The sequence below is a fragment of the Synechococcus sp. RC10A2 genome (assembly GCF_047502605.1).
The window spans coordinates 23,009-47,969 of record NZ_JANSHP010000081.1 but is presented as its reverse complement, the minus strand read 5'-3'; the positions used below and the strand labels follow the sequence as shown (position 1 = coordinate 47,969).

21 protein-coding genes are annotated in these 24,961 nt (G+C 60.8%); 10 read left to right on the top strand and 11 right to left on the bottom strand.

Features of this window, described 5'->3' with window-relative positions:
- Nucleotides 1-295 precede the first annotated feature (295 nt).
- Nucleotides 296-553: a hypothetical protein gene (locus NW848_RS11330; RefSeq protein WP_049749773.1), complete on the top strand. Its 258-nt coding sequence runs from the start codon at nucleotides 296-298 to the stop codon at nucleotides 551-553.
- Between the two features lie 210 nt (nucleotides 554-763).
- On the opposite strand, the gene NW848_RS11325 is transcribed toward NW848_RS11330, so the two are convergent.
- Nucleotides 764-2,932, bottom strand: coding sequence for a toll/interleukin-1 receptor domain-containing protein (locus NW848_RS11325; RefSeq protein WP_041438461.1), 2,169 nt, complete (start codon nucleotides 2,930-2,932; stop codon nucleotides 764-766).
- Nucleotides 2,933-3,128: 196 nt separating this feature from the next.
- On the opposite strand from NW848_RS11325, the gene NW848_RS11320 reads away from it, so the two are divergent.
- The 3 genes from NW848_RS11320 to NW848_RS11310 are packed head-to-tail and all read left to right on the top strand — an operon-like array spanning nucleotide 3,129 to nucleotide 5,595.
- The gene (locus NW848_RS11320) at nucleotides 3,129-4,637 is read left to right on the top strand and encodes a hypothetical protein (RefSeq protein WP_011430892.1); all 1,509 of its coding nucleotides are present in this window, start codon (nucleotides 3,129-3,131) and stop codon (nucleotides 4,635-4,637) included.
- Nucleotides 4,638-4,670: 33 nt separating this feature from the next.
- The gene (locus NW848_RS11315) at nucleotides 4,671-5,057 is read left to right on the top strand and encodes a thioesterase family protein (protein ID WP_099813344.1); all 387 of its coding nucleotides are present in this window, start codon (nucleotides 4,671-4,673) and stop codon (nucleotides 5,055-5,057) included.
- Nucleotides 5,044-5,595 carry a hypothetical protein gene (locus tag NW848_RS11310; RefSeq protein ID WP_414402922.1) on the top strand — a complete coding sequence of 184 codons (552 nt, stop codon included), beginning with the start codon at nucleotides 5,044-5,046 and terminating at the stop codon, nucleotides 5,593-5,595. Before NW848_RS11315 ends, NW848_RS11310 begins: the two co-directional genes overlap by 14 nt.
- Nucleotides 5,596-5,634: 39 nt before the next feature.
- Here the strand turns inward: NW848_RS11310 and NW848_RS11305 are convergent, their stop codons facing one another.
- The gene (locus tag NW848_RS11305; protein WP_346426067.1) at nucleotides 5,635-5,790 is read right to left on the bottom strand and encodes a PepSY domain-containing protein; all 156 of its coding nucleotides are present in this window, start codon (nucleotides 5,788-5,790) and stop codon (nucleotides 5,635-5,637) included.
- Between the two features lie 532 nt (nucleotides 5,791-6,322).
- On the opposite strand from NW848_RS11305, the gene ilvB reads away from it, so the two are divergent.
- Nucleotides 6,323-8,119, top strand: coding sequence for a biosynthetic-type acetolactate synthase large subunit (ilvB, locus tag NW848_RS11300; protein WP_414402921.1), 1,797 nt, complete (start codon nucleotides 6,323-6,325; stop codon nucleotides 8,117-8,119).
- A gap of 282 nt (nucleotides 8,120-8,401) precedes the next feature.
- Here the strand turns inward: ilvB and NW848_RS11295 are convergent, their stop codons facing one another.
- From NW848_RS11295 to tatA, 7 genes are all read right to left on the bottom strand, one after another.
- Nucleotides 8,402-10,009, bottom strand: a complete 1,608-nt coding sequence (locus NW848_RS11295) for a glycoside hydrolase family 57 protein (protein WP_414508851.1) — start codon at nucleotides 10,007-10,009, stop codon at nucleotides 8,402-8,404.
- Between the two features lie 159 nt (nucleotides 10,010-10,168).
- Nucleotides 10,169-11,644, bottom strand: a complete 1,476-nt coding sequence (gene glgA / locus NW848_RS11290; RefSeq protein WP_414508850.1) for a glycogen synthase GlgA — start codon at nucleotides 11,642-11,644, stop codon at nucleotides 10,169-10,171.
- Nucleotides 11,645-11,841: 197 nt separating this feature from the next.
- Nucleotides 11,842-12,294, bottom strand: a complete 453-nt coding sequence (locus NW848_RS11285) for a DUF2996 domain-containing protein (protein WP_099813003.1) — start codon at nucleotides 12,292-12,294, stop codon at nucleotides 11,842-11,844.
- Between the two features lie 74 nt (nucleotides 12,295-12,368).
- Nucleotides 12,369-12,734 carry an NAD(P)H-quinone oxidoreductase subunit M gene (locus tag NW848_RS11280; protein WP_011430883.1) on the bottom strand — a complete coding sequence of 122 codons (366 nt, stop codon included), beginning with the start codon at nucleotides 12,732-12,734 and terminating at the stop codon, nucleotides 12,369-12,371.
- A 270-nt stretch (nucleotides 12,735-13,004) separates the two neighbouring features.
- Nucleotides 13,005-13,865 carry a bestrophin family protein gene (locus NW848_RS11275; RefSeq protein ID WP_240527344.1) on the bottom strand — a complete coding sequence of 287 codons (861 nt, stop codon included), beginning with the start codon at nucleotides 13,863-13,865 and terminating at the stop codon, nucleotides 13,005-13,007.
- A gap of 193 nt (nucleotides 13,866-14,058) precedes the next feature.
- Nucleotides 14,059-14,892, bottom strand: coding sequence for an anti-sigma factor domain-containing protein (locus NW848_RS11270; RefSeq protein ID WP_414402899.1), 834 nt, complete (start codon nucleotides 14,890-14,892; stop codon nucleotides 14,059-14,061).
- Nucleotides 14,893-15,130: 238 nt separating this feature from the next.
- On the bottom strand, nucleotides 15,131-15,409 hold the full coding sequence (tatA, locus tag NW848_RS11265; protein ID WP_011430879.1) for a twin-arginine translocase TatA/TatE family subunit: 279 nt from the start codon (nucleotides 15,407-15,409) through the stop codon (nucleotides 15,131-15,133).
- A gap of 200 nt (nucleotides 15,410-15,609) precedes the next feature.
- On the opposite strand from tatA, the gene glgB reads away from it, so the two are divergent.
- Nucleotides 15,610-17,910 (top strand): 1,4-alpha-glucan branching protein GlgB, encoded by a 2,301-nt coding sequence (gene glgB, locus NW848_RS11260; RefSeq protein WP_414402900.1) that lies wholly within the window; start codon nucleotides 15,610-15,612, stop codon nucleotides 17,908-17,910.
- A 24-nt stretch (nucleotides 17,911-17,934) separates the two neighbouring features.
- Nucleotides 17,935-19,326 carry a TldD/PmbA family protein gene (locus NW848_RS11255; protein WP_414402901.1) on the top strand — a complete coding sequence of 464 codons (1,392 nt, stop codon included), beginning with the start codon at nucleotides 17,935-17,937 and terminating at the stop codon, nucleotides 19,324-19,326.
- Nucleotides 19,327-19,364: 38 nt separating this feature from the next.
- Here the strand turns inward: NW848_RS11255 and NW848_RS11250 are convergent, their stop codons facing one another.
- Together NW848_RS11250 and lpdA are read right to left on the bottom strand one after the other, a co-directional pair.
- Nucleotides 19,365-20,666 carry a class I SAM-dependent methyltransferase gene (locus tag NW848_RS11250; RefSeq protein WP_414508849.1) on the bottom strand — a complete coding sequence of 434 codons (1,302 nt, stop codon included), beginning with the start codon at nucleotides 20,664-20,666 and terminating at the stop codon, nucleotides 19,365-19,367.
- A 71-nt stretch (nucleotides 20,667-20,737) separates the two neighbouring features.
- Complete coding sequence (gene lpdA, locus NW848_RS11245; RefSeq protein ID WP_414402889.1) at nucleotides 20,738-22,120, bottom strand: dihydrolipoyl dehydrogenase; 1,383 nt, start codon at nucleotides 22,118-22,120, stop codon at nucleotides 20,738-20,740.
- Nucleotides 22,121-22,264: 144 nt separating this feature from the next.
- Here lpdA and NW848_RS11240 point away from each other — a divergent pair, with 144 nt between their 5' ends.
- The 3 genes from NW848_RS11240 (at nucleotide 22,265) to NW848_RS11230 (ending at nucleotide 24,894) form a co-directional block, all read left to right on the top strand.
- Complete coding sequence (locus NW848_RS11240; RefSeq protein WP_011430872.1) at nucleotides 22,265-23,041, top strand: HAD family hydrolase; 777 nt, start codon at nucleotides 22,265-22,267, stop codon at nucleotides 23,039-23,041.
- On the top strand, nucleotides 23,038-23,886 hold the full coding sequence (locus NW848_RS11235; protein ID WP_011430871.1) for a M28 family peptidase: 849 nt from the start codon (nucleotides 23,038-23,040) through the stop codon (nucleotides 23,884-23,886). Before NW848_RS11240 ends, NW848_RS11235 begins: the two co-directional genes overlap by 4 nt.
- Before the next feature lie 246 nt (nucleotides 23,887-24,132).
- Nucleotides 24,133-24,894: a ChaB family protein gene (locus NW848_RS11230; RefSeq protein WP_011430870.1), complete on the top strand. Its 762-nt coding sequence runs from the start codon at nucleotides 24,133-24,135 to the stop codon at nucleotides 24,892-24,894.
- Nucleotides 24,895-24,961 lie beyond the last annotated feature (67 nt).

Below are 24,961 nucleotides of genomic sequence, written 5' to 3'. Positions count from 1 at the left end.
AGCATGGAGCAGATAGTGAAGACTTCTTTACTACTGATCAATCCATCCTCCTTCCAAAGTTGGTTTGCTAAGTGCTGCTATTGTACCCCTTGAGTCCTTAACAGGCTGTAAGCTCAACCACTTTACGGTCATTTCGGCTGATGGAGTTTCTCTTTCCTGACAGAAGCCAAAACCAGTGGTACACTACCGCTACGGTGAGTTGGTCAGATTGATGGCAGGGATCCCTCATTTCTATTGGTGTTGGGCTAGGTGGGCTACACCGGCTCTGTGGGCGTTGCTGCTGTCGCCTGCTCCTATGGCTTGGGCTTCTGCTCTGGAGGTGCCTCAATTTGATCTGAGTGTTGTCCGCTCTCGTTCTTTGCCGTGGCGGCACCCGCTCCCTTGGCCAGAGATAGGGGATCCCAACCCATCTGAAGCTGAGGTCGAGGCGGCGGAGCATCTTTTCTTGGAGTTCACCCTCGAAGAGAGCAACGCCGCCATTGCCCTGTTCGGGTGTGATTGCCCAGCCCATATCAACCAACTGCGACGACTGCGCGGCCTGCCCTTGCTGTGAACGGGGGAGAGCTGACGGCCCCTCTGAACAGCACAGTTTGTATATTGCTAAGGCTGAGGTTCTCCCCCTGCTCAGTAGCCTGCTTCCGCGCTTCAGTTCGCGGATGGTCTACATAGCCCTGAGCCGGTGGAGTTTTGTCAGGCAGGGAGGCAAGCTGTCCCTGGGCATAAATCCAGTCAGGGCGTTGTGGGGATTGGCACAAGACAAGGGCTAAGCGGAGGGATCCGGTAGGGGCCTACGGTCTACCGGTTGCGGCTCCTCTTGAGGGGTGAGGGTTTTCAGTTCTGGCAGCGCCGTTCCTGCCGGCGCGTCAGCAGCAGGGCTCTCGGCAAAGTTGCCCGGCAACGGTGTCGGCGAGCTGGAGCCGGCGCGGTTCAGCTCCTGCAGAGCAGCTTGGGCCGGCTGAAACTGGGGATCCAGTTCCAGGCAGCGCTGCAAACTGGCCTGGGCCGCCTCCCGCTGGCCGGCCTGTAGTTGGATTAGCGCCAAGGTATGCCAGAAGGCGGGCCGCTGCGGCTCCAGTTCTGTGGCCCGTTGGGCGTCGGCTAGAGCCAGCTCCAATTTCCCCAGCTTCAGGGCCTCCCAGGCGCGGTTGTTGAGGGCCACCGCGTCTTCTGGGGTGAGCTGCAAAACCCGCGAGTAGGCCTCCACCGCTTTTTCTGCCTCTTTCAGGTCGCCATACACTAGCCCTAAGGCAAACCAGCCCCAGGGATCCCGTTCGTTGAGGCGGGTCATCTGTTGGGCGGCAGCAAGGGCTTCTTCCAACCGGCCCAAGCGCCGCAGGCTGGTGATCTGGCCAAACCAGCAGGCAAAGCTGCCGGGACGCTGTTGCACCAGGCGCCGGAACTGCTCCAGGCTGGCTTCGTATTGCCCCAGCTCCTGCTGGGCCACCGCCAGGGCGTAGCGAGCCGGGAAGTCCTCTGGCCGGATTTTCAGGGCTTCCTCGAAGTGAATGCAAGCCTCCCTCAGGTAGCCCAATTTCTGGAAGGCCACGCCGCGGGCATACCAGCTTTTGGGGTTGTCGGCGTCGTAGCGCAGAGCACGTTCCAGGGCCTTGCTGGCCAGCCGATACTGCCCCAGGCGCAGCAGAGCCACCCCTAGGTTGTGGAGCGTAATGGGATCCCGGCGGCGCAGCCGCAGCGAGCGCTTGTAACACTCGATGGCCGAGCGCAGCCGCTGGCAGTGGAACAGGGCATTGCCTTGGTAGCGCCAGACCCGGCCACTTCTGGGGTTGAGCTTCAGGACGCGGGCAAAGCTGGCCGCCGCCGAGCTGGGCCGCCGCAGCCGCCGCAGCACGATCCCACGCGCCAGCCAGGTGCGGGGCTGTTGGGGGTTGTAGCGCAGCGCCTTGTTCAGGCTGTTGAGGGCCAGCTTGGGCCGCTTCAGTTGCATGAGGCGAATGCCGCGATTGTGCCAGGCCAAGGCATCTTCGGGGTTGCTCTCCAGCACCTTGTCGTAGTTGACCACCGCCGCTTTGTACTGGCCCAGGCGCCCCAAAATCAGGGCCAGGCGCAGCCGCGTCTCCTCGTCGTAGGGGTTGATGCTCAGGGATCCGTTGTAGCTGTCCACCGCCTCGCGGTAGCGGGCCAACTGCACCAGCACATCGCCGCGCCGGCTCCAGGCCAGGGCAAAGTTGGGATCCATGTTCAAGGCACGGTCGTAGGCGGCCAGCGCCTCGCTCAGGTTGCCCCGCTTGCGCCACTCCTCGGCCCGCTCAAATTGAATGTCGGCGCTGTTCCACTGAAACAGCCGCTGAATAAATTGCAAAATGGCAATCTTGCGTGCTCCTTCCTCCGGCGTGGCAGAGGGCATTTCGCCGGTGGCAATGCGCAGGATGGCCATTTGAATGGCCCGCAAAAAGGCCTGGAACCCCCGCACCTCCTCATCTTCAGGGAGTTCCTCGCGGCGACGGTATTGCAGCCGAAATCGCTGCAGATCCCCGGGGGCGGGAAAGCTGGGATCCAAAAAGTGCATCAGCTCCCGGGCCCGGTACTCGAACAGCACCGGATCCTCATCGGAGCCGCTAAAGTCCAGCAGCGGCGCTTCTGCCAGGGGGCGGGGCAGCTCGGCGGGCGTGTGCAGCAGCGTCAGCAGGCGCTGGTTCTGCCGGGGCGGGGCGTGGGAGAAGCCGCTGTAGAGCTCATCTCTGGGCCAGGGATTGGCGACAAACTCCGGCGAGGCCACCACCCCGACCCAGCGGCACTGTTCGATGGCCAGTTGCAGCTCCAGCCGGCGGTCGTCTCCTGGCTGTAGCATCCAGCGGTCAAACCAGACCTTGAAGCCCTCCCGATCCAGCCGCTCCGCCAACTGCCGCGCCCAACGGGCCTGGGCCCGGTGGTAACGCAAGAAGAGGTCGAACTTGTAATGCTCGGAAGACATGAACGCCCGCTCGCTGCTCTTTTCCAGCTTATCTTTGCCACCGCCTCGGCGGCTTGGGGCATTGCCCTTCCCCGGCTGGGGGATAAGGCACCAAGTTTCTGTCAACCCTTTTGCCGTTTGCGCCAGCGGGACGGAGTCCTTCGATGGCCAGACCAAGATCGGCGATAGTTGAGGAAGGGTTGGTCAGGAGGGGGAGATGGTAAGCGGAGCGCTGGCGATTGGGGCTGCAATTGGCTTGGTGGTTTTGCTGTTGGAAGCGATTCGCTATCGCCGCTGGGGATCCCTTCGCCGTTGGCAGCCGGCAGTGGGGCTGGGCTTGGCAGCCTTGGCGGCGCTGGGGGCAGGGCTGGGACAGTTGTCGGAGCCGATCCCGCTAGCGGTGTTGCTGGGGGGACTGGTGGGGTTGGGTCTGCTGGGCTTGAGCGGCTGCGGGCGGGCCGGGCAGGGGCTGGCGGTGCTGCTGCTCAGCTTGGCCAGCGTGTGGGGCCTAGCCCGCGGTGCTTTCGAGGAATCTGAGGCGGGAGCTGCTTTTTCTCTGCTGCTGTGGGGCTGCGGCCTGGGGATGGGCTTGGTGGGGATCCCGTTGCTGGGCTGCTTGGCCGAGGCGGAGATGCTGTCTGTGCTGATGGGTCTGGGCCAGGGCTGGAGCGGCATCGCCGCCTTGACCTGGGGATCCCGCCTGCTGGAGATGGGCTCCCCCCAAGATCTCCCTTGGTCGGTGCTGCTGCCGGTGGGGCTGGCTGCCCTCAGCCTGGTGGCGGGCACGCTGCCCCTGCTGATCCTCCCCGTTCCCGCCAGCGGGACGGAGTCCTCGCGCGACAGCGAGGTGGGCTCCAACCGGCTGCTGTCGGCCCTGGGGCACGGTGTGGGATGGCTGGTGGCGACGGCGCTGGCTTTGGCCCTGGTGCGCAACGGGCTGTACCAGGATCCCTTTTGGGCGCTGCTGTACGGGGCGGGGGTGCTGCTCTCGTGGGCTCTGCTGGCTTTGGAGGGCGGGATCCCGGCACCCGAGGGGAAAGAGGCCTTGCTCTGGCGGGCCTGTGTGAGCCTGACGCTGGTAGGCGGTGGGGCGCTGCTGGCGCTGCGGCTGGGGGGATCCTACGGGGCGGCGCTGCTGGGGCTGGGGTGTCTGGCTTTTCCCAGCCGCTGGGGGGCAATGGCCGCCCTGTTTTTGTCGGCCCAACCCCTGCTGCAAAACCTGCTGCACCAGTTCAACCTGCAGGTGGCCGGGATCGACCTCACCCAGCCCTATGTGGCGGCGGCGCTGTACCTGGGCATGGCGAGCATGGGGCTGGCAGCGCTTGTCCACTGGGTGTACGGGCAAGACAGGCCGCTGCCGACGGGGATCGGCCTGACGCTGGCCAGCCTGCTCCTGCCGCTGGGGGTGGGCTATTTCGTCCACGCCCAGCCGCAGGCGGCCTTCTTGCTGGCAGCCTTGATCACCGCCTTGATCTTGGCAGCGCTGCAGCCCATAGCCCTAAACCAAGAAAGGGGAAGGGCACCTTGGACAGGGACCCAAGCTTTGGGCCTGGCTATGCTTGCCATTTTGGGCTCCAACCTCAGCCGCAACTGGACGGTGACGGGGTTCTATGCCACCCGCCTGGAGCGGGCCCTGGTGCTGGTGGTTCTCGTCGGGATCCTGGTTCTCTGCCTCTTGCTTGGGCAGGGCTGGCGCCTGTGGCAGTCCAGGACTGCATCCCGCTAAATGCCCACCCTCGCCTGTTGGGGCTCCCAGACCGTGAAACCTGTTCCTCTCGGCACCCGCGGCACCTGGCAAGGGATCCCCGGCCCCGAGCAAACGGCAGAGGCCCTGGGCAACCCCGGCGTGAGGGTGATCGGATCCCCGGCGCTGTTGGCGCTGATCGAGCGGTGCGGCCACAACACCTTGCAGCCCTTCTACGAGGGGGAAGAAGCCGTCGTCGGGATCCGCTTTGCCCTGGAACACTGCTCGGCAGCCGTGGTCGGGGATCCTCTACACGTTCAGGTTGAGGTTGTGCAAGCGGTGGGAAGGCGCATTGAATTTCAGGTGAAGATCACGCAGCAGGGGCGCTTGGTCATGCAGGGATCCTATACCTGTCAGGTGGTCGATTTGCCCCGTTTTCTGGCTCGCTATGGGCTGGCCTGAGGTCGTCCAGCGCCTGGCAGGGCTGTTGCTGGTCACGGGGTTGGGGCTGTTTTTGTTCTGGCCACAACAGCTCCTGCTGCGCTACCGCAAGCCTTGGCAGGGCCCCCTCGCCTGGGTTGGGGAATGGCGCGGGTGGAGGGGCTTGGCTCTGCGGGGCAGCCGTCGGGGTTGGGAATGGCGCTGCGGGTCCCTATACGTTCGCGGGCATTGGCCAGCCTGGGTGGGCTGCCGTCTCTCCTTTGCCGACTGGCCTCGCTTCTGGCCCCTTCTGAGGCGGTTGGCCGAGGGGATCCAGATCCAGTCCTGGCGAGGCGGCCTGGAAATCGGCTTTGCCGACCCGGCCTTGACGGGGCAGTGCCTAGGGCTTTTGGCAACCCTCCCCCCCTCGCTGGCTTGCCACCTGCGCTTGACCTTCGCCCACACCGGCTGGCACGGACAGGGATCCCTGCTGCTTTGCTTTCGCGCCTGGCGAGTGCTGGGGCCGGCCTTGGAATTGGCATGGCTCATCCTGCGCAGCAGCCGCTCGAGGATCCGATAGAACTCGTCAGCCCTCTCTTGGGCTCTTGCAGCAGCCCAACTACCAGTCATCATCGATGTCTAGAATTTTCCCGGCTCTGCCATCGATTTTGACCTCAATGTCGTTGGCAAACCCCACCTTCCAAACCCAGCGCCCATTCTCCCGCTCCAGTTCGACTTCTTCAACGGAAGCAGCGGGAACAACTAAGCGAGCAATCCAATAGTTTCTTCATCGATTGCTGAGACAGAAGACTGGGCAAAAACCGGCTCTGGGCCGGTCTTGAGGCCAGCCAGCGGGTTGCCGACCAGCATCGCAATCATCAAACCTAGATAGATAACAGCAGGTTTTAGAGAAGTAGGGGAGCTCGAGGGGCAATAATCCCCTCAATAAATATTGAGGGGAGGATGCCATCAATTTCAGGTTCAACCCTCTGAGAACCGGATGGTCTCACGTCGGCCTGGGCAGGTTTTGCAGCGCAGGATCCCCAGGGCAGCGGATCCCTTCTCATCTAGAGCCACCTCTGCTGGGGATGCGACAGCTCAGCCTTAAAGGGCTCTCCAAGGCAAAAGCAGGGTGAAGGAAAAAACCGGTTGCCACCCCCCAGGCAAATCTCAACCCTGCGGAGCAAACCCCTGCTAGACTGTTGAATTAAATACACAACCTAAAAAGCCGGCCAATAGCTGGCTGGTCTTCTAGCTCAAACCCTTCAGGTTGAGCGCTCGGTCGTCTTCAGTGGGGAGAAGATATCGTGGCAACAGGGGCCTATGCACTGGTGGATAGCCTGCATCGACATGGGGTGCAGCACATTTTCGGCTATCCAGGAGGAGCGATCTTGCCCATCTACGACGAGCTGTACAAGGCCGAATCCCAAGGGCTACTCAAACATTTCCTAGTCCGCCACGAACAGGCCGCCGCCCATGCTGCCGATGGCTACGCCCGCGCCACCGGCAAGGTGGGGGTGTGCTTCGCCACCTCGGGGCCAGGAGCAACCAACCTGGTGACGGGCATTGCCAATGCCATGATGGACTCTGTGCCCATGGTGGTGATCACCGGCCAGGTGCCCCGCCATTTGATCGGCACCGACGGCTTTCAGGAGACCGACATCTTTGGCATCACCCTGCCCATCGTCAAGCACTCCTACGTGGTGCGGGATCCGCGCCAAATGGCTCGGATCGTGGCCGAGGCTTTTCACATTGCTGGCACCGGGCGACCGGGGCCGGTGCTGATCGACATTCCCAAAGATGTGGGGCTGGAAGAGTTCGACTACCAGCCGGTTAGCGAAGTCAACATCCCCGGCTACCGGCCCACGGTGCGGGGGAACCCGCGCCAGATCCACGCGGCGGCCAAGCTGATCCTGCAGGCCAAGCGGCCCCTGCTCTACGTGGGGGGCGGGGCCATCATCTCGGGTGCCCATGCCGAGATTGCCGAGCTGGCCCACACCTATCAGATCCCGGTGACCACCACCCTCATGGGCAAAGGGGTCTTCGATGAGAACGATCCCCTCTCGGTGGGGATGCTGGGCATGCACGGCACCGCCTACGCCAACTTCGCCGTTACCGAGTGCGACCTGCTGATTGCCGTGGGGGCCCGCTTTGACGACCGCGTAACCGGCAAGCTGGACGAATTTGCCAAGCACGCCAAGGTTATCCACATTGATATCGACCCGGCAGAAGTGGGCAAAAACCGCACTCCGGACGTGCCGATTGTGGGAGATGTGCGCACCGTCCTGGTGGAGCTGTTGGCGCAACTGAGCAAAATGCCCCACACCCCTGGCCAGACGCAGGCTTGGCTGGAGCGGATCGAGCGCTGGAAACGGGACTACCCCCTGCAGGTGCCCCGCTATGAGGGCGTGATCGCCCCGCAGCAGGTGATCGATGCCTTTCGTCGCCATGCTCCCCACGCCTACTACACCACCGATGTCGGTCAGCACCAAATGTGGGCGGCGCAGTTTCTGCGTAACGGGCCGCGCCAGTGGATCTCCAGTTCTGGCCTGGGCACCATGGGCTACGGTTTCCCGGCGGCCATGGGGGTCAAAGTGGCCCTGCCCCACGCCGAGGTGATCTGCATCAGCGGCGACGCCAGCTTCCAGATGAACATGCAGGAGCTGGGCACGGTGGCCCAGTACGGCATTGCCACCAAGGTGGCCATCATCAACAACGGCTGGCAGGGCATGGTGCGGCAGTGGCAGCAGGCCTTCCACGGCGAGCGCTACTCCCACTCGGATATGACTCCGGGCATGCCGGATTTCGTCAAGCTGGCTGAAGCCTTTGGCGTCAAGGGCATGCGCGTCGATCACCCCGATCAAGTGGACGACGCCATCCAAGAGATGCTGCGCCACGAGGGGCCGGTGGTGGTCGATTTTGTGGTCAAGCGGGACGAGAACTGCTACCCGATGGTGCCCGCCGGCAAAGCCAACTACCAGATGATCGGCCTGCCGGAAAAGCGGCAACTGGAGCAAGCCGCCGAGCTGATTTACTGCCCCAATTGCGGCACCAAAAACCCCAGCCTGCACAAGTTCTGCGCCGAGTGCGGCACCAAGCTCTAGAACCGGCAGGGCTGGCCATCAGGGCAGGGAAGTTGGGATCCCTTCGCAACAAGGCCCGCCCTCGGCAGCGGAAAGTCCGCAGGGATGCCGATGATGGCTATTTCAAACTGCAGTCGTTTCAAACCCGATTGAAGAAAACACTTCCCGAGCGCGCCTCTGCTGCGACCAACCCCAGCCCATCGTCCAAGAGGAAGGGGGGGAGTGAGGCTCAAGTAGTCGGAAATTCTTTTTTCCACGCGGTGCGGGTGGAAGTTGCCAAAAGGTTCCGGCCTTACCCAATGGTCAGAGGGGCCGGTAGACACGGTAGTTGAGGTTGGGGAAGATGTTGTCCATGTATTCCACCTTGGCCAGCCACTGCTCGTCTTCAGGGGTGGCTTTTTCTCGCCGAAACTGGCCGGCTTGGATCTTCTCGTAGAGGTGATTGAAGCGCAGCAGGTGGGATTTGGTGCGGCGTACCGCATAGGGAACCATCGTCCCCGTGCGCATGATGAAGGCCCAGTCGGAAGATTGGGCCAGGAGCAATTCCCGCGCCGCCTGGTTCAGGGCCCGCCACTCCAGGTCATCGGCAGGCTCGCGGCGGCTCAGCTCGATCATCCGCTCGGTAGCCTTGTGCAGGTGGGGGTAGATCCAGGCGTTGGTGGGGTTGAGCCAGTACTCGTGGAAGCCGCGCGCCCCCCAACTGGACTGGGCAGGTTTGCACACCTGCTGGGTGGGGTTCTCCCGCAAGTACTCCGCCAGGTGAGTCATGCGATAGGTATTTTGGTCGAAGTAGCTCTTGCGAATGAGGAAATCCAAAAACCAGGGGCCCTCATACCACCAATGGCCGAACAGCTCGGCATCATAAGGGGCCACCACCAGCGGCGGACGCCCCATGACGCTGTACAAATACTCGATCTGCCGCTGGCGGTTGAACATGAAGTTGCCCGCATGTTCTGCCGCCTTCTCCCTGGCCCAGTAGGGATCGTAAAGTTGCTTCTGTCCCAGATCGAGGTTGCGCCCCGTGATGCGGTGGTACTTGATGCCGGTGTTTTTCCGCTGGCCGTTGGGCATGATGTAGGGCTTGATGTACTCGTAGTCGGCCTCGTACCCCAGGTCTTTGTAGAACTCGCGATAGACGGGATCCCCAGGGTAGCCCACCTCCGCTGACCACACCTGCTGCGAAGACTCGTGATCCCGACCGAAGACGGCAACGCCAGTCTCGGTGAAGATGGGGGCGTACATGCCGTAGCGGGGCCGCGGCTTGGCATAGAGCAAACCGTGGGCGTCGGTGATCATGTAGCGCAGGCCGGCATCGGCGATCATCCGCTCCAGCCCTTGGTAATAGGCGCATTCCGGCAGCCAGATCCCCCGCGGCCACTGGCCAAAGTGTTCGTTGTAGTGCTCGCAGGCTACGATAAGCTGGGCCCAAACCGCCTGCGGGTACATCTGCATCAAGGGCAGGTAGCCGTGGGTAGCCGCGCAGGTAATGATCTCCAGGTTGCCGCTGTCTTGAAACTGTTTGAAGGCCCGCACCAGATCCCGGTCGTAGCGCTCCCAGAGATCGCGCACCATGGCAAATTGCTTGATGTAGTGCTCGGCCAGGTAGCGAATGTGGCCGTTGGTGGCGTTCTTGTCGTATTCCAGTTGGGCCAGCTCTTCCAACTTGGTTAGGTAGTGGTCGTAGCGCTCCTGCAGCAAGGGATCCCGCAGCATCGACACCAAGGGCGGCGTCAGGGACATGGTGAAGCGAAAGTCGATGCCATCTCGCCGTAGCCCCTCGAACATGTGCAGCAGCGGCACATAGGTCTCCGTGATGGCTTCGTAGAGCCATTCTTCCTCCAGCACAAAGTCTTGCTCAGGGTGGCGCACAAACGGCAGGTGCGCGTGGAGTACCAAGGCGAGATAACCCATGGCAGCCGGCGATCCTTACAGACAGGGAAAGATAACGGAGCAGACTTGCCCTTCTCAGCAGCAAATCTGTAGAGAAGGTTAAGCCCAAGATTGCTACCTATCGTCCAGCATTTCGTCCTTGGGGTCAAGAGCTGGGATCGCTGGGGATCGCTGTTGGGCTCAGCGGTGACGAATGAAGTCGTAGATCTCCAGATACTCCTTGCCAGGATAGTTCCAGGAGTAGTCGTAGCTCATGCCTTGAATCTGCAGTTGACGGAACTGGTCAGGAGCGGTGTACCAAAGGTCGATGGCCCGATCCAGAGCCGACTCCAAAGCAGCTGGATCTGTGTGATAAAAGACGTAGCCGTTGCGTTGCTCGGGCAATTTGTGGGGATCGTAGTCGCGGTCGAAGACGGTATCCACCAGGCCACCCACTCCTCTCACCACCGGAACCGTGCCATACTTCAAGCCAATCATCTGAGTGAGTCCACAGGGTTCGTAGTGGCTGGGCACTACGATGATGTCTGCCCCCGCATAGATAAGGTGGGAAAGTTCTTCGTTAAAGCCCAACTCAATGTGAACATCGGGGTTGTTGTTGAGGTAGCTTTTCTCGTGGGCAAACCAAGCGCCGATCCCCGGCTCCGTGGCGGATCCCAGCAGCACGAATTGGGCATTTTTAAACAGGGAGCGGTAGATGGCATGATGCACCAGATGCACGCCTTTTTGCTCGTCCAGCCGCCCAATATAGGCCACAATGGGCTTATCAACATCTTGTAGCCATAGCTGATCCCGCAGTGCTTTTTTGTTTTTGGCCTTGTTTTCCAAAGTTTGCGCCGTGTAGTGAAAAGGAATAAAGCGATCGATCTCAGGGTTCCAAATATCGTAGTCGATGCCATTCAAGACGCCGCGAAACTTGTGCTGGTGCAAGTAAAGAGTGTGTCCCAGTCCATAGTTGTAATTACCAAATCGCGCTTCCAGGGCATGGGTGGGGGAAACGGTGGTCACGAAGTTGGAAAAGACGATCCCGCCCTTCATAAAGTTGAGGGCAAAGGGGTTAAAGTTATCTCGCAGGCGGTCGTAATGAAAGTAATAGGGCTCCCGGTTGAGGCCGGTGGCCCAGAGGATTTCCGGGCCGCCAAAGCCTTGGTGTTTAAAGTTGTGGATGGTGTAGCATACCCGCTGGTTTTCCATGCCGTGGTACTTGTAAATCTCAAAGAGCAGCACCGGCACCAATCCTGTCTGCCAATCGTGACAATGAATGATATCGGGGCGCTTATTGCTTTTGAGAAGAAACTCCAGAGCCGCCTTGCTGAAAAAAGCAAAGCGCATGTTGTCGTCCGGGCAGCCGTAGTAGCAGCCACGATTAAAAAAGTTGTCGCCGGAGTGGGGCTCAATAAAAAAGCAAAGGCGGCCATGTACCCAGCCGCAGTACACCGAGCAGTGAATAGCTCCCCCATACCAGGGCACCCAGAGGTCGCGGTAGGCATCGTGCAAGCCCCAGATCTGGTCGTAGCGCATGGTGTCGTACTTGGGCAAAACCAGCTCGACACAGTGCCCCCGCACTTCCAGCTCTCGGCTGAGGCCGTACACCACATCCCCCAGCCCCCCCGCCTTGATGACCGGGGCACATTCCGACGCAATCTGCACGATGTACATTTCGCGCTCTCCCGTAGCACCGCCTTACTTTTCTTCACAAAAGATAATCTCTTTTGGCTTCTACAGCCCATCCCCCGCCTCAGCGAAAAGGGATCCCTGTCCGGGGATCCCTTCCTTGCCTAACAGGTGGCTAGCTCAATCTCTGGCTGCGCTGCCTACGGGTTTGGCTGGCGGCTCAGGCATCTGCCTGGGATCGCTCAATACCACTGCTGGGCATAGAGGCGCTGCACCAGATAGAACACGAACAGGGGCACATCGACGCGACGCTCGTCGATCATAAAAGACTCAATGGTGCTGGCCGGGGATCCTTCAATAGCGCAGCGGAAGAACTTGGGCCCATTGAGGGATCCCTCGGCAAAGAGGACGCTAAACTGCTTTTTGCCGCCGGCAAACGAGCCAATCAGCGTCTTGCCCTCCAGCCGCAGTTGCAGATCGGTGACGCCGCGTTTCTGAAAAGCGGCGATGGTTGCCGGGATCACATCTTCTGCAATGAGTTGCTCGAAAGGCTTCTCTTCCTTGGCTGGTTTTTTTGCTGCGGCTTTGGGCGAGGCTTGGGCAGTGTCAGTCTCCTTGGGAGCAGGGTTGGCGGCCTCAACCCGGGCCGGCTTTTCGACAGCGGTTTCCTGGGCGGGGGTAGGTTCTCCAGACATGGGCTGATACTCCGATAACAGGTCAACGATTGGCGTGCGGGCTGGCAGGCCCAGAGTCAGGGATGGAAGAGAGGCTAACCTTTGGGGATGTACTGGCCGACAATTTCTTCAGCAGGGATCTGGGGGAAGCCCATGCTGTAGTTGGGGGTACGCCCCTGCAGGTTGTAGGCAATTTCCCCTTGCTTGAGGAGAGAGCGAATGAAGTGTTCCAGGTCAGAGCCGATGCGCCGCAGGTTGTACTCAGTCAGATCCCGGCCCCTGTACTCTTCTACCAATTCCTCAAAACGAGCATAGACCTTCTGCAAGGCGGCATCGTTCCAGACCAGCTCGTTGTCGGGATCCACATCGAGGGTGAGCAGATCGTCGCGAGGCACAAAGTGGTTATCGGCGGTCACCTCGCCAGCAAAGATGTGAACGTGGCGGGTGGTGCATTTCAGCATGGCTGTCGCTCCGGTCGAGATCCTACGCCTTTCTTCAAGGTATCATTCCTGGCGCCGAGGTGGGATCCCTTGTCGTCCAGATCCCAGAAAGTTGCCCAGGCCAATCTCCCCACCCAACAATTCTGGGGAGAAGCGGGATCCCTCTGGCACAGAAGAAGCCTAAAAGTACGGCTGTCGGCTGCGTAGCCGGTGTTACTGGAAAAATTTAAAAAGCCGGACTACCTTCCCCAGGGAAACCTAAGCTTGTTTATGAGATAACCCATGGTTGTTCTAGGCAGACTGGATCAAATCAGCGATATTCTGCTTCATCCTACTGCAAATCACATCAAGGGGCAGGTCGTTCGGATCCCGTCCAAAGGGGTTCTCAATTTCAATGCCGATCTCCTCGACGCCAAACAGCATAAAGGCCAGCAGCCCGACAATGGGGCCGGTCATCCAGCCCAATCCCTCCACCATCTGAAAAGGCAAAGACAAACAATACAGCAGCAACAACTGCTTCAAATGTAAGGCGTAGGCCATGGGCGTTGGGGTCATGAGAATGCGCTCGCAGGCGCCCAGGACATCGACCATGTTATTGAGCCGCTCCACCATGATCGTTAGCTGATAGACTTCAACGCGGCCTTTTTGGTATTGGCGCTGTAGGTAGTCTCCAATCCAAAAGGCAATTTGCAAGGAGGGATGGTTGAGGTTTTTAAGACGTTGCAACTGCTCTGGGCTGAGGAGGGTCTGAAGCTCATCTGGCAAAAATTCTTGGCGCAGATGTTGCTTCATGGCGATGGCAAAAGCAGGCAGGAGATAGAGGATTTTGATTTTTTCTTCCCGATCGTCTGGCTGCTTCTCTTCAATGGCTACCCAAATCAAGCGGGCTAAGTTGCGCACGTTGCTCACCACGCATCCCCAAGCTTTTCGCCCCTCCCAAAACCGCTCGTAGGCAGTGTTTGTCCGAAACACCAGCATCAAGCCAAAAACGATGTTGGGCACGAACGCCACCAACGAGGACAGCGCTATGGGCAACCCCAGCTTGTAGAGAACGGAAACCAGCACTCCCAGGAGACCACAGATGAGGGTGCGAGGCAGCACTGCCGGCACAACCGATCCGTGCAACTGCAGGGCCAAGCGAAACCAACGCAACCCATTTCCCGATAGATACTGGCGAATCCTGGTGTGGCGTCGGCAAGCCTGCCCCCTGATCCTACTACCGTCATGGCAACGGTTGTTGACCGAAACCTTGGCGGCGCAGGCCCCCCTCTTCCCCGCCGTATACGGGGGGATGAATCCCTTGACCTGACGGGGCAACTTCCAGGGTCTCAGGAGTCATTTCAAGCTAGTTTAAGAGGTTCTCTTTGCTCTCCTCAGGTTGAGAGGCAGGGATCCAGAAGTTGCTCTGCAGCAGAGGGGCGCCAGTGGGGGATTCGCTCCCGCCTGCCGGTTCGAGGGTAATCCAAAGGCGGGTCGGCTGCTGTGAATGGGTGGGCTGGCTGAGCCATTGCAGGGATCCCTCGGCGTTGACGGTGAAGGTGCCGGCGCTTTCCAGGCGCTGCCCAGCCGACTCCAGCCACAGTTGGTAGGTGGTTCCCGGGGGGGCAGGGGGCATTTCTGAAGCCAAGAGCAACACCTGCTTGGCGCGGGGCGACCAGAGAGCTTGTACCAACAGGGGGTTGCGGAAGCTGGGGTCGCGCAGAAGGGTTCGCCGTACCTGCGGTTGTCGTTGCCACTCCTGATAGAGCCGTTGAATGGCTACCGACTCCCCCTGCCAGCGCAGCCGCCAGTAGGCCGCTGTTATGGCCACTGCGTAGATCCCTAACCCTACTAAGCTGCCCCAGAGGAAACGCCGCGGCCACCAAGGAGGTGCGACCCGGATGGAGGCAGGGGCGGGCAACCAGCTCCAGCGCCGCAAGCGTTCTTGGGCTTGAAAGGCCGTCAACTCGTAAAGCCACAGGGCCACCGAGCGATCCCGCTGCAGGTCAAAGGCCTCCGCATGTTTCCAGCAGAACTCAAACACCTGGCGCACCACCTCTTCGGCCTGGTGAGGCTGCTTGAGAGTGGACAGCGCGATCTCCAGCAGGCGCTTTTGGTAGCGATCCTTAAGTAAAAAGTGGCTGCGGCGATCCCGCAGTTGGATCTGGCGCATCAGCTCGAAATCGGTCGGCTCCGCCATAGCCCCCCATCTGCTGCGCCTGTCCAGCCCGGCTTTGGGTCAAGCGGTAGCGCCAGGCCGGTAGCTTTTTCAAAAATATACATCAGCCCTGGATCCAGCTCACCGGCAAGCCGACTTCATTTTGTTGCGGCTGGTGCAGATGCCGGCCGTGCAACTTGCGGTATCCGCTTTTACTCGCACCTATCTCCTACAAAACGAGGAGCCGACCCAAGACACCATTTTTTCAGTGCAGATGCCCTCAGGCGGCATCTTTCTCGACCACCTTCTCCGCTTCTACCTTCAGGGACTCCGTCCCGCTGACGCGATCGGCACCGGCGGTGGGCTCGTCATCGCTGCTGGGGTTGTTCATCTCTTGCTTGAAGCTGCGCAACGCTTTGCCGAAGGCGCTGCCCAACTCCGGCAGCTTCTTGGGGCCGAACACGACCACTGCAATTATCCCAATCACGGCCAGCTCTGGCAGGCCCATGCCGAAGATGCTCACGGCCAGGATAGGTTCGCTCGACAGCAGGATAGCCATAAGTCCCCAAAACCCCAAAAATAGAACAAGCCAACCAACCTCGCTGGCAAGGAGGGGAATTATCCCCTCCCAACTCTAGCAGGTTTTCCCGGGGGCAGAAAGGTTTGGCTGCTACTGCCATGGCTCTGGAATCCATGAGCTGCCAAAAGCGGCAGCCGACGACCGCTAGACTGAGATTGTTGCTTTGTTGAAGCTTGCCGATGGGCTTTCTCCTGTCTGCCGAACAAGTGCTTCAGTTCGTCACCAACCAGTGGCAGGATCCCTATGCTGTTTTGGGGCCGCAGCAGATAGAGCAGGGGGAGACGTCCTTCTGGCTGGTGCGGGCCCTGGTGCCCAATGCCAAACAGGTTTGGTTGGTAGAACGCGCCACTGGGCAGGCCTACCCCATGCAGCCGCTGCATCCAGAAACGTTGTTTGAGCTGTGCTTTGCGCCTGGCACGCCGGTTCCAGACTACTTTCTGCGGGCGCAGCGGGTCTGGGATCCGGAGGGCCAGCACTTGGAAGAGTGGGAGGATCCCTATCGCTTTCCCCTGGAGAAGGTCAACCACATCGGTGAGCTGGATCGCTACCTCTTCAACGAGGGCAACCACCACCGCATCTACGAGAAGTTGGGCGCTCATCCCATCAGCGTAGATGGGGTTCAGGGAGTCCACTTTGCCGTCTGGGCTCCCAACGCCCGCAATGTCAGTGTCATTGGCGACTTCAACCACTGGGATGGCCGCCAACACCAGATGAAGCGGCTGGGCGAAAGCGGCATCTGGGCGGTGTTCATCCCTGGTGTTGGGCCAGGAGCCGTCTACAAGTACGAGGTGAAAACTGCCTGGGGGGATATCTACGAAAAGTCAGATCCCTATGGCTTTCAGCAGGAGGTGCGACCCAAAACCGGCTCAATTGTAGCCGACCTCCACACCTATACCTGGCACGACCAGGAGTGGCTGGAAAAGCGGGCTGCCACCGACCCCCTGCGCTCGCCCATCTCGGTGTACGAGGTGCATTTGGGATCCTGGATGCACGCTTCCACGGAAGACCCCCCCGCTGATGGGCACCTGGTGCCGGTGGAGCAAAAGCCCAACACCCGCTTTCTTACCTACCGGGAGCTGGCGGACAAATTGATCCCCTATGTCAAGGAGCTGGGCTTTACCCACATCGAGCTCTTACCCGTGGCCGAGCACCCCTTCGACGGCTCCTGGGGCTACCAGGTTATTGGCTACTACGCGGTAACCTCCCGCTACGGCTCGCCCCAAGACTTCATGTACTTTGTCGATCGCGCCCACCAGGAAGGGATCGGCGTCATTGTCGATTGGGTGCCGGGGCATTTCCCCAAAGATGGGCATGGGCTGGCCTTTTTTGACGGTACCCACCTCTACGAATATGCCGACCCCCGCAAGGGCGAGCACAAGGGCTGGGGCACTTTGGTTTTCAACTACGGCCGCAACGAGGTGCGCAACTATCTAATAGCCAATGCCCTCTTTTGGTTTGACAAATACCACATCGACGGCCTTCGGGTGGATGCGGTGGCCTCAATGCTCTATCTGGACTACGACCGCAAAGAATGGATCCCCAACTGCTACGGCGGGCGAGAACACCTGGAGGCCATCGACTTTTTTCGCCAGCTCAATACCCTTATTTTCAAGTACTACCCTGGCGTTCTTTCCATTGCCGAGGAATCGACTGCCTGGCCAATGGTGACCTGGCCAACTCACGTGGGCGGTCTGGGCTTTAACCTGAAGTGGAACATGGGCTGGATGCACGACATGCTGGATTATTTCCGCATGGATCCCTGGTTCCGCCAGTTCCATCACAACCTAGTGACTTTCAGCCTCATGTATGCCTTCAGTGAAAATTACATGCTGGCTTTTTCCCACGATGAGGTAGTGCACGGCAAAAGCCACATGTTGGGCAAAATGCCAGGGGATATGTGGCACAAGTTTGCCAGTTTGCGGGCCCTCTACGGCTACATGTTCACCCACCCCGGCAAGAAAACCCTGTTCATGAGCATGGAGTTTGGCCAGTGGAACGAGTGGAATGTTTGGGCAGATCTAGACTGGGAGCTGCTGCAGTATGAGCCCCACGCTAAACTGCGCCACTACGTAGCCACCCTCAACCATCTATTGCGCTCGCAGCCAGCTCTCTACACCCAAGACACCAAGCCAGAAGGCTTCCGCTGGATCGACTGCAGCGACCATCGGGGCATTATCTCTTTCATCCGCTATGGGGAGGATCCCAAGGAGTGGCTGGTGGTGGTCTGCAACTTCACCCCCGTGGTCTGGCCAAACTACCGCATTGGCGTGCCGCAGCGAGGGTTTTACCGGGAACTGCTCAACAGCGACGCGGTAGAGTTCTGGGGCAGCGGGGTTGGCAACCTAGGGGGCAAGTGGACGGATGACTGGCCCTACCACAACCTGCCCTACTCGCTTGAGCTCTGCCTGCCCCCTCTTTCAACCTTGGTGCTGAAGTGGCAGCCGGAGGATTCAGGCGAAAACAAAGCTATGCTGGAGTGAGTACGGCCTTCCCGCCTCATTGCCATGCGAGATCTGCTGCGCGACATCCTTCGAGACTATTCTGGCTTTGTGGAACTGCGCTACCACAGCAAAGTCTTTCGCAGTGTCACGGCGGAAAAGGGCCGCATTGAGCGCACGGCAGTTCGGCGGCGCTCAGGTGTGGGGGTGCGGGTGCTAGAAGCCGGCACCTGGGGCTTTGCCGCCACCGGGGATCTCTCACCCGCAGCCATTCGCAAGGCCATTGCCGAGGCCCAGCAAGCGGCCCGCGCCAGCGCCAACTGCCGCAGGCAGAAGCTGAAGGCTTTGCCCCGCGTCCAACTAGCCCAGGGGGAGTTCTGCGAGCCCGGCGTGGAGGAGGTGGTCAACAAACCCCTGGAGGCCAAGATCCAGTTGGCTCTGGAAACAGAAGCCCAGGCGCGCAAGTCTTCCGCCCGCATCACCTCCGCCAGTTGCACTTACAACGAGATCTACGAGGAAAAAGCCATTGTTACTACGGATGGGGCGGATGTGGCCTTCCGGCTGGTGCGCCCTGAGCTGCGGATCCAGGCGGTGGCCGAGGCGGATGGCCAACTAAGCAGCGGTACTGAGTCCATTGGCGTGACGGGGGGGTGGGATTGCCTTTTTCGGGCGGATCCCTTGCAGATGGCGGAGAAGGCGGCTGCCACAGCCGTCGATCTCCTCTCTGCAGGCTATGCTGAGGGGGGATGGGCCACGGTCATCTTGTCCCCTTCCATCGTGGGGCTGCTGGTGCACGAGGCCATTGGCCACACGGTCGAGGCGGATTTTGTCTTGGCCGGCTCGGTGGCAGCCGGCAAGCTGGGGCAGCGGGTGGCCAGCGAGCTGGTTACTCTCAAGGACTCTGGCCGTTCTGAATTGATGCCGGGGGCAGGGGGAACGCTGCCTGTGGACGATGAGGGCGTCCCCACCCAAACCACCACCATCATCCAGAACGGCATCCTGGTGAGCTACCTGCACAACCGCGAAACGGCTGCCCACTTCGGCGTCGAGCCCACCGGCAATGCCCGCGCCTGGGAGTACGCCGATGAGCCGCTCATCCGCATGCGCAACACCTATCTCGAGCCGGGATCCCAGACATTGGAGGAGATCATCGCCAGCACTCCCGACGGCTACTTCCTGGATGGGGCCAGAAACGGGCAAGCCGACTCCACCGGTGAGTTCATGTTTGGCGTGGAGCGGGCCTACCGCATTCGCAACGGCAAGCTGGCGGAGCTGCTGAGGGGAGTTACCATCACGGGCAATGCCTTTGAGGTGTTGCAGTCGGTGGATGCCGTGTCGCGGGATTTCCGGTGGGACTTGGGATCCGGCCACTGCGGCAAGGGTCAGCCGGCCAAGGTAGACGCCGGAGGGCCCTACATTCGCTGCCGTGCCATTGTGGGGGGCCGACAGCCTGCTTAGCCCTCACCCCCAGCCCCTCTCCCAAAGGGAGAGGGGAGTTAGGGAGCAACTCTTAGAACCAGCCGGTCGGCTTCCCACTGCTGGAAGAGGCGGAGGACGTGGCCGGCTCTCTCGCGATGGTCGGCCAAGATCTCGGCGCCGGAACGAGCTTGCTTGGCCAATGGCAGCAGCAGCTCCACCACCTGGTAGCGGCTAGAAGCGATCATCTTGCCCGGGATGCGGGCGATGGGCCAGAAGATGTCCATCTTTTGGGTCACGATCTGGGCCGGATCCACTTTGCCCAGCAGATCCGAAAAGGGGATCTTTTGATCCCAGTAGCGCACCTTGCCGTACTGGAGAAAGAGGGGGTTGAGCTGCCAACGGGAGCTTTGGAAAAACTCAGGGGTAAAAGGATCCCAACTGGCCACCTTTTTGCCCTGATGGCAGCACCAAAAGAGATTTTGCGTGTGGTAAAGAGGCTCCAGATACTCGATAACTCGTAGCTGGTCGAGGCGAGAAAGGGCCTCGTAGCGGCGATGGAACTCGGTGTGAGTAGCAGCAATTAAAGGCTTGGCGTTCCAGTAGTCCAAGTAGGGGGCTACATCGATAAACTCCAAGCCCGCCTGGGCCAGAAGGTCGGGGATTTCGCCGATGTCAAAAGGAATGTCGTTGGCGTGGAAGAAGTTGTCGACGATGTTCTCGTCTGCTAGGTAGTATTCCTCATGGGCCTTGGCGTGCTTGGCCAAGAGGGAGTTGGGATGAGCTGCCTTCAGCAGTTGCCGCACAAATTCGATCTTTTCCCGGGTGGCCGGTGGAGTAATCCCCAGCAGCTCCAAAGCACGGCGAATGCGGTAGACATGCCAACGGCCTGAGCGGTTGTAGAGCATCAGGGCCATTACCCCGTCGGGAGCCAGGCGCGAGGCCAAGTTCTTTAGAGCCTTGACGGGATCGGCGGTGTGGTGGATTACCCCGTAGGAGCTGATCATGTCAAAGCTTCCCTCCGGCCAGGTGGAGGGATCCATGAGATCCCCATAATGCACCGAGCAGTTGCGCAGGCCGTGGTACTTGATCCGCTTCTGGGCAATCTCCAGAGCTGGGCGGCTGAGGTCGATCCCTACCACGGCGCCATATCCGGGGTTGCTGGCGGCGATGACGTGCATCTCCCAACCAGTGCCGCAGCCGGCCACCAAAAACCTGGCCCCAGTGGGCTCTTGCAAGGTGCGGGTGCGGGCGTATTGGGCCAAGGTATAGCTGCCCAGGCTGGAAAAGCCCTCAAAGGGCTGGTCGTAGGGAACAGGGGGATAGGGGAAGGTTTCGTACTGGGCTTGCACTGCCCGTGTAATCTCGGCTTCGGTAACCAAGAGGACTTCCTCCTGCGTACTTCCCTCCCAATCCTATGGCTTTCTCAAGGGCTGGAGGGGAAACCTGCTGGCTAGGCCACTGCCAAACTGTGGGCAGCTCGCCGGTAGGCCTCCTCCAGCGTCTCTGCCAAGGTGGGGTGAACATGCACCAGGCGGGCCAGCTCTTGCACCGTGGCGCGGCGGGCGATGGCCTGGGCTGCCTCGTGGATGAGATCGGCGGCATGCGGCCCAAAAATGTGGGATCCCAGCAAGAGGCCCGTCTCTTTATCAAAGACCAGCTTCACCATGCCCTCAGTCTCGCCAGCAGCAATGGCCTTGGAGTTGCCGCCAAAGTAGGTGCGCACCGTGCCTACGCTATAGCCCTCGGCTTTGGCCTGCGGCTCGGTTAGCCCCACAAAGCCCATCTCCGGATGGGTGAACACCGCCGCCGGGATGCTCAGGTAATCCATGTAGGCAGGGCGGCCACAGATGTTTTCCACCGCCACCCGCCCCTGCGCTGCCGCCGCGTGGGCCAGCATCATCTTGCCCGTCACATCCCCAATGGCCCACAGGTGGGGCAATTCGGTGGCCATGCGGCTATCCACCGGCACAAAGCCGCGCTTGTCCGTAACAACCCCCAGCTCCGCCAGGCCCAGCCCTTCTGAGACCGGGATCCGCCCAGCGGCCACCAGGCAGCCATCCACCTGCAGCGTCTCCCCGTTGGAGAGGTGGATCGTCACCGGCTGGCCGGGGATCACCTGCTTGGCCAGCACGCCCACATAGGTCTGGATCTGGCGGGGTTTAATCAGCACCCGCTGGGCCAGGCGGGCAATGTCGGGGTCAAAGGCCGGCATCAGGGTCTCCAGCGCCTCGATGAGAATAACTTGGGATCCCAGCGCCGTGTAGACGTCGGCAAATTCCTGGCCGATGTAGCCGCTGCCGATGATGGCCAGCCGCTCCGGGATCCACTCCAACCGCACCGCCTCGTCGCTGGTAAACACGGTGCGGCCATCCACCTGGATCCCCGGCGGCACAAAGGGTCGAGAACCCGTGGCCAGGATCACATCCCGCGCCGTGTAGGTCTGGGATCCCTTCTCTTCCTGGACTTCGACCGTTTGTGGCCCCGCCAGCCTGCCCCGCCCCCTCAGGATTGTTACCCCCAGCTTCTCTAGGGAGCGGGTCATGTCGGTGCGGATCTTCTCCACCACCTGGGCAGCATGGGCAGCAATGGCTCCTCGGTCAGCCTGGACGGATCCCACCTGCAGCCCTAGCTGGGAGCTGTGTTGCAGTTCCCGCAGGCGTCCGGAGGCGGCCAGCAGCGCCTTGGAGGGGATGCAGCCGCGGTTGATGCAGGTGCCGCCCATTTCGGCGCACTCGACGATGGCGGTTTTGAGGCCGGACTCGACGGCATGCAACGCCGCGCCATGGCCGCCGACGCCAGCACCGATGATGATCAAGTCAAAATCAAAGCTCATGGCGAGACTTGGATAACCGGTGCCTCATTTTCTCATCTTGTTGGCCTTCCCAGGAACCTGGCTGAGAGCATCCAAACCATGAGGTAGCATAGGGTCGCTTGCCCAGTTGACAAAAGGCTGGCGGGGTGGGAACGGGGGATGCGCATGGAACTGCAGGCGTTCATTTTTGATGTGGATGGCACGCTGGCGGATACGGAGCGGGATGGGCACCGCGTGGCTTTCAACGCCGCCTTTGCCGAGGCAGGGTTGGACTGGCACTGGTCGGTGGAGCTCTACGGCCAGCTCCTGGCCATCACCGGCGGCAAAGAGCGCATTCGCCACTTCGTCCAGACCTGCCAGCCGCCCCTGCCTGCCGGCGAAGACCTGACCAGTCTAATAGCCCGGCTGCACCAGGCCAAGACCCGCCACTACACAGCTCTGTTGGCCCAAGGAGGGATCCCTTTGCGCCCCGGCGTCAAGCGCCTCTTACAGGAAGCCAGAGCCGCCGGGATCCGCCTGGCCATCGCCACCACCACCACGCCCGAAAACGTGACGGCCCTTCTGGAGCACACCCTGCCAGAAAGCCTGAGCTGGTTTGAGGTGATCGCTGCCGGCGATATTGTCCCCGCCAAAAAGCCAGCCCCCGACATCTACTGCTACACGCTGGAACAGATGGGGCTGCGCCCCCAGGAGTGCCTGGCCTTTGAGGACTCGGAGAACGGGCTGCGCTCGGCCCAGCAGGCGGGCGTCCCGGCCGTGGTGACAGTAAACAACTATACGCGGGAGCAAGACTTTTCGGGAGCGGCTTTGGTGTTGGATCACCTAGGGGAGCCTGGGCTGCCGTTTCAGGTGTTGGCGGGAAGGGCGGGATCCCACAGCCACTTTACTCTGGAGCTGGCTCGCCAAGTCCACGCTCAAGCCCTCGCCGGACAAGAAAAGTGACCCGAGAGCCCAATCTGCAACAGCGCCTCCGGGAGCACCTGCAGCAAGTAGCTCAGCCCCGCGATCCCGACTGGTCGCCTTTGGGCCATCGGCAGGTGGAGCAGTATGTCCAAAAACAGCTTTCCGAGTGCGGCCCGGTGGAGCCCTTCCCCTTTGAGGCCAATGGCTGCCAGCACCGCAACTGGATCTTGAAATTGCCGGGATCCCAGCCTGGCCGCAGGCCCATTTTAATCGGGGCCCACTTCGACGCCGCGCCTGCTACCCCCGGCGCCGACGACAACGCCAGCGGCGTGGCGGTGTTGCTGGAGTTGGCCCGCCATTTTGCCGCCGAGCCCGCCCCTTCCCCCCTGTGGCTAGTGGCCTTCGACCTAGAAGAGCGGGGCCTGCTAGGGAGCAAAGCCTACGCCCGCTTTCTCAGACAACAGCGCCAACCCCTGCGGCTGATGCTCTCTCTGGAGATGCTGGGCTACCGGGATCCCACGCCCGGATCCCAGCGCTACCCCGCCGGCCTGGAGCGGCTCTACCCCGACCGGGGAGATTACATCGGTCTCATTGGCAACTGGCCCGCCCTGGGGGATCTGCTTAGGCTGCAGCGCGGTTTTCAGCAGGTGGGGATCCCGTGTTGCTGGCTGCCAGCCGGCCAGCGGGGTTTGTTCCTGCCGGTTACCCGCCTCAGCGACCACTCCCCCTTTTGGGATGCGGGCTACCCTGCGGCTATGGTGACCGACACCGCCTTTTTGCGCAACCCCCACTACCACAAGCTGAGCGACACCCTCGAGACCCTAGATCTTGCCTTTTTGAGTGGGGTCTGCCGCGGCTTGAGGCAGGGTCTTGGATCCCTCTAGGCCGTGAGATCCCTCGATTCCCAACTCCCCTCTCCCTCTGGGAGAGGGGCTGGGGGTGAAGGCCAGCGGCGCGGGGCGCTTGGGCAGGCCTCCTCAGTACGGAGATCGCTCCAGGAGTTTCGCGATCCCTCGACTCCCGCTTGGGCGACAGAGGGAGATAATAGGCGGCATAGGCAAAGAGGGGAAAAGTTTGCCAAAAAACCTCCCTTAGCCTTTTGGGTCAAAACTTTCACAGGAGCCTTTTTCATGAATACCTTCGCCCAAGCCCCCAAAAAGTGCGTCTCTGCCGTTTTCAAAGAAGAAGCCAAAGTCCAAGAGTGCATCCAGCGCCTGCTCAACCGCGGTATCCCCAACGACCGCATCTCCATCATTGGCCGCAACTTTCAAACGGAAGCCAAAATTAGTGGCTTTATCACTCGCAAAGATGTGGTTCTCGATGGCTTGACCAGCGGCGCCATCTACGGATCCCTGTTTGGATCGCTGCTGGGGCTCCTCACGGGGGTAGGGGTGCTGTTTATTCCCTTTTTGGGGGCGGTGGTGGCCGCCGGGCCACTAGGAGCGGCGCTGCTGGGGGCAACCGGTGGCGCTCTCTACGGGGCGCTGGGAGCGGGGCTGGGATCCGCCCTCATTGCCCTGGGCATGCCACAGGAGAAGGCCGCCATCTACCAGACGCGGGTGCAGGCGGGCGAATTCCTGTTGGTGGTGCAGGTGCCGGAGGAAAAAGCGGGCGAAATCTACTTGCTGCTGCAAAGTGCCGGCGGCGAAGAGGTGGCCACTGCCGACTTGAACTTGCCCAGCGAGCCAGAGGGATCCCTGACTCCCGAAACCATCTCCCCCGAGATCCGCGCCGATCTCTCAGAAGAAGCCCAGCAAACCTTTGTGGAAGCCTATAACCAGGCCAAGGCAGAGGGCAGCCCGGTCACCCAGGCGCTGCTCAAGGCTTGGGAAAAGGTCAAACAAGTTTTCACAAGAGACGACAAGGGGATTTTCTCCAGGCGCAAACCCTAGGGGAGTGCTCTCAGGGGCAAGGACAGAGCTAAGTGTTTCTCCCTCGCTCTGGGTTTTCCGATTGCAC

Bases quoted from the DNA above. Each gene is read 5' to 3' on its own strand.
- NW848_RS11330 (WP_049749773.1), top strand. From the start codon at position 296: ATGGCTTGGGCTTCTGCTCTGGAGGTGCCTCAATTTGATCTGAGTGTT.
- NW848_RS11325 (WP_041438461.1), bottom strand. From the start codon at position 2,932: ATGTCTTCCGAGCATTACAAGTTCGACCTCTTCTTGCGTTACCACCGG.
- NW848_RS11320 (WP_011430892.1), top strand. From the start codon at position 3,129: ATGGTAAGCGGAGCGCTGGCGATTGGGGCTGCAATTGGCTTGGTGGTT.
- NW848_RS11310 (WP_414402922.1), top strand. From the start codon at position 5,044: ATGGGCTGGCCTGAGGTCGTCCAGCGCCTGGCAGGGCTGTTGCTGGTC.
- NW848_RS11295 (WP_414508851.1), bottom strand. From the start codon at position 10,009: ATGGGTTATCTCGCCTTGGTACTCCACGCGCACCTGCCGTTTGTGCGC.
- glgA (WP_414508850.1), bottom strand. From the start codon at position 11,644: ATGTACATCGTGCAGATTGCGTCGGAATGTGCCCCGGTCATCAAGGCG.
- NW848_RS11285 (WP_099813003.1), bottom strand. From the start codon at position 12,294: ATGTCTGGAGAACCTACCCCCGCCCAGGAAACCGCTGTCGAAAAGCCG.
- NW848_RS11280 (WP_011430883.1), bottom strand. From the start codon at position 12,734: ATGCTGAAATGCACCACCCGCCACGTTCACATCTTTGCTGGCGAGGTG.
- NW848_RS11270 (WP_414402899.1), bottom strand. From the start codon at position 14,892: ATGGCGGAGCCGACCGATTTCGAGCTGATGCGCCAGATCCAACTGCGG.
- tatA (WP_011430879.1), bottom strand. From the start codon at position 15,409: ATGGCTATCCTGCTGTCGAGCGAACCTATCCTGGCCGTGAGCATCTTC.
- glgB (WP_414402900.1), top strand. From the start codon at position 15,610: ATGGGCTTTCTCCTGTCTGCCGAACAAGTGCTTCAGTTCGTCACCAAC.
- NW848_RS11255 (WP_414402901.1), top strand. From the start codon at position 17,935: ATGCGAGATCTGCTGCGCGACATCCTTCGAGACTATTCTGGCTTTGTG.
- lpdA (WP_414402889.1), bottom strand. From the start codon at position 22,120: ATGAGCTTTGATTTTGACTTGATCATCATCGGTGCTGGCGTCGGCGGC.
- NW848_RS11240 (WP_011430872.1), top strand. From the start codon at position 22,265: ATGGAACTGCAGGCGTTCATTTTTGATGTGGATGGCACGCTGGCGGAT.
- NW848_RS11230 (WP_011430870.1), top strand. From the start codon at position 24,133: ATGAATACCTTCGCCCAAGCCCCCAAAAAGTGCGTCTCTGCCGTTTTC.